Here is a 3,693-nt window from a genome sequence, read left to right as displayed (position 1 = left end):
ATTACATCGAGGGTTTCTACAATCGAGTGCGACGCCACAAGCATCTCGATCAACTCAGCCCCCATGAGTTCGAGCGCCAGCGTCAAACTGCGCTATGAAAAGTGTCTACTGATTTGGGGGAATGCCATGCGGCCACTGCGCTCTTGCGAAATGAGATCTGCGTGCATCAACTCTTTCAGGTGAAATGAAAGAGTGTTCGCGGGCATACCCAGTTCCTCAGCGATCAGCGCGGGCGTCAACCCTTCCGCGCCTTTCACGACCAACAAGCGAAAAATCTGAAGTCGGTTGGGTTGTGCTAGCGCCGCGAGTGCTTTGATGACGTATTTGTCTTCCATGATTCAACCTTACTGGAAATATGTGACTATTGTATGTCAGCGATTGATGTGAATGACAAATGACCCCCTCAGATCATTTTTCCGTTGTGCAGGCTAGCAATTCCAACTGAATTTTCAATTACCCGTTTGTGCGAGATGGCTGTCTCAACATTTAGAATGATGCATTGAAACCCAAGTGCTTGATCGGCTTGGCCAAGTGGCGCAAATTGGACATTCCATGACATGCGCCAATGAAAGTCATCCACATCCATCGGGAATGCTTTCTGGGCTCTGGTCAACCGCTGCTCATTTGGAAAGGGAACCCTCCTTGCTGGACGTTTATTGCTTGTGCGCAGCTTGGTGCGCAATCTGCCGCAAAATCAAGCCGGAATTTGATGGCTTATCCACCGAAGGCTTTCATTTGCATTGGGTGGACGTTGAAGACCAAGCCAATTCATTAGCGGACCTTGAGATCCTGATTTTCCCAACCATAGTCATTGCTAACTCGGCGGGGAAAATCTTCTTTGCGGGACCCATCGAGCCGCGTTTGACTCATCTGCAGCGTCTTCTTCAATCCATGGATTGGAGGGTTTCAGATGTAAAGCAATCTCAGGATTGGGAAGACTTTGTGCTTGCGATCAGAAAAAGTGGCAAGTTAAAACTCAACCCTGTTCTGCCGAGGCTATAGCGACAAAAAATTCATTTAACCTACTGCGGAGCATGAACTGCTTCTAACACCGCAGAAATTGAAAAATCCTCTGGTCGAGGTAGATCAATAAAAAACCCCGCATGGATTCCAAGCGGGGTTCATTTGGCGGAGCAGAACGTGCTTCATCACAAACCGCCTAAGTTTCCCAAGGACAATACGCACCAGACTCAGTTGGCGCTCAAACGACCCAACCAGTTACCCATCAATCCTGTCGTATTGACTTTGCCAAAGCGTGTACCAGTCTTCCCAGTGCCTTGAGCGATGGCCCGAGTTGTCCCGCCGAGGGGTGTCCGAAATTGAGTCGAATGAAGTGGCTGAATCGCTGGTCCGCAGAGAACAATTGTCCTGGGGCGATGCTGATGTTTTGACATAAGGCCAGGCGCTGAAGCTCTAGCGCATTCAAACCAGGCGGTAACTCCACCCACAAAAAGTAGCCGCCCTCGGGCTGGGTAACCCGAACGCCTGCCGGAAAATGCTTGGCAATGGCTTGAAGCGCCAAGTCACGCTGCGCGCTGAGCGTCTCGCGCAACAAGCGCAGGTGCTTGTCGTAACCACCTTCCTGCAGGTAATTCAGGATGCCCAATTGCACGGGTACCGAGACAGACAAGGTGCTTGAAAGTTTGAGCCGCTCCACGGTGCGCGCATAACGGCCTGCTGCAGTCCATCCCAACCGATACCCGGGTGCCAGATTCTTGGAAAACGAGCTGCAGTGCAACACCCAGCCGTCCTTGTCAAAGCTTTTGGCCGGTGGCGGCCTCCGCACGCCAAAGTACAACTCACCATACACATCGTCCTCGATCAACGGGATACCCTTTTGCGAAAGTAAGTGGACCAGTTTGCGCTTGTTCTCCAAGGGCATGAGTGCACCTAAAGGGTTCTGGAAGTTGGGCATGAACCAGCAGGCCTTTACGCGCTCGCGTTTGAGCACGGCTTCTAGCGAGTCAAGTTGAATGCCATCGTGGGGGTGGGTAGCGACCTCCACCGCCCTCAGCTTCAAACGTTCAAGCGCCTGCAGACAGCCATAAAAGGCTGGGGACTCGATGGCCACGGCATCACCTGCTTGGGTGACGGCTTGCAGGCACAAGTTCAGCGCTTCCATTGCACCGCTGGTTATCACAATTTCCTCTGAGCTGGCGGCGACCCCGTTACCCATGTAGCGCACCGCAATTTGGCGGCGTAACTCCGCGTTCCCCGGTGCTAGGTCTTCCAGCAATTGGGCTGGTGACATTTCTCGAAGAGCGGCGCCCATGCTGCGTCCAAGTCGGGCAACTGGAAACAAATGTGGGTTGGGGAAAGCGGATCCGAGAGGCACCACATCGAGCCCGTGCCCCGCGCCCAAGACTTCCAACACCAAGTCGTTGACGACCACCTCCCGTGGCTCTGGGGCAGGTTTGGCGGCCTGTGGTTCGTTGCGCAAGGCGGGCCGACTCTTCACGAAATAGCCCGAGCGTGGTCGTGCCTCGACCAGTCCTCGCGCCTCCAGCAGGTAATAGGCCTCAAACACCGTGGACGGACTGAGGTGCCGGGCGGTAATGGTCTGGCGCACGGAGGGCAGCCTCTCGCCTGGCTGAATGGTCCCTGAAGCGATCAGGGCCTCAATGTCCTCGGCCAGTAATTCGTATTTTTTCATAGGGCAGGGTGGATCAGGCGTCAGGACAAACTGATACGGTATTTTAAATATTAACTGAGTCTGGCGGTATCAGATGTTGTTCGCGACACTGCTTTAAACCGTTTACGAGTCCCTCAAACATGAGCCCAACTGCATCGTCATCTGTATCTCGCCTTCTTCCATGGTGGCTGCTTTTTATTGCCCTTTACCAAGGCACAGCCTTGGCTGCTGAACCCCCTGATTCCATGGGGCAACGGATGCAGGCCTGCGCCACATGCCATGGCAAGGAGGGGCGAGCAACAAACAGCGGCTATTTCCCAAGGATTGCGGGCAAGCCTGCCGGGTATTTGTACAACCAACTCATCAACTTTCGAGACGGTAGACGCCAGAACGCGACCATGGCTTATCTGCTGGACCACATGTCTGACCAGTACCTGATGGAAATCGCGAAACATTTCGCATCATTGGACCTTCCCTACCCGCCAGCGCAGACCACCAAAGCGCCCGCGGCGACGCTGGCCCGTGGAGAGCAACTGGTCCGTCACGGTGACGCCAGCCTTGGCGTACCTGCCTGCGCGAGTTGCCATGGGGCAGCCATGACGGGGGTGGCTCCCGCCATGCCGGGTCTGCTCGGTCTACCGCACGATTACCTGCTTGGGCAGTTGGGTGCGTGGCGCACCGGCATGCGGCGTGCAAGCTTGCCAGACTGCATGGGGGAAATCACGCGCCGACTTTCGCCGCAGGACGTTGTGGCGGTTGCGACATGGCTGTCTTCGCAGCCAGTTAAGCGGGGCTTACCTGTTGGAAGCCTGCCTGCTCAACCGACCATGGAATGTGGGAGTGGATTTCGATGAAAGTCTTGCGTTTGAGATTGGCCAAGACTTTGGCTGTGATCATGGTTGTGTGTTTGGGGGGATTTGTTTGCCTTGAGTGGATATGACCTGCCCCCTCTGAGCCGTACCAAATCGATGGAACTAAGTTCGCTAATTTTGGAGAATGGCGGATATGAAGACCACACGATTTACCGACGAGCAGATCATCGGATTCCTCAAGCAAGCTGA

Annotated in this window: 3 protein-coding genes and 1 pseudogene; 2 read left to right on the top strand and 2 right to left on the bottom strand. The window is 54.5% G+C overall.

Features of this window, described 5'->3' with window-relative positions; translation table 11 throughout:
- Positions 1-107: 107 nt before the first annotated feature.
- Positions 108-335 (bottom strand): annotated as a pseudogene (locus B9Z43_RS16920) (ArsR/SmtB family transcription factor); the annotation flags it as partial.
- Positions 336-552: 217 nt separating this feature from the next.
- Here B9Z43_RS16920 and B9Z43_RS16915 point away from each other — a divergent pair.
- A complete protein-coding gene (locus B9Z43_RS16915) occupies positions 553-1,002 on the top strand; it encodes a thioredoxin family protein (RefSeq protein WP_108327087.1) in 450 nt (149 codons plus the stop codon).
- A gap of 223 nt (positions 1,003-1,225) precedes the next feature.
- Here the strand turns inward: B9Z43_RS16915 and B9Z43_RS16910 are convergent, their stop codons facing one another.
- Positions 1,226-2,653, bottom strand: coding sequence for a PLP-dependent aminotransferase family protein (locus B9Z43_RS16910; protein WP_108327086.1), 1,428 nt, complete (start codon positions 2,651-2,653; stop codon positions 1,226-1,228).
- Positions 2,654-2,772: 119 nt separating this feature from the next.
- On the opposite strand from B9Z43_RS16910, the gene B9Z43_RS16905 reads away from it, so the two are divergent.
- On the top strand, positions 2,773-3,486 hold the full coding sequence (locus tag B9Z43_RS16905; protein WP_108327085.1) for a c-type cytochrome: 714 nt from the start codon (positions 2,773-2,775) through the stop codon (positions 3,484-3,486).
- Positions 3,487-3,693: the final 207 nt, after the last annotated feature.

The sequence above is a fragment of the Limnohabitans sp. MMS-10A-192 genome (genome assembly GCF_003063335.1).
Classification (GTDB): domain Bacteria; phylum Pseudomonadota; class Gammaproteobacteria; order Burkholderiales; family Burkholderiaceae_C; genus Limnohabitans_A.
Note: the sequence above shows the minus strand (reverse complement) of the source record. Positions and strands in the feature narration are given on the sequence as shown.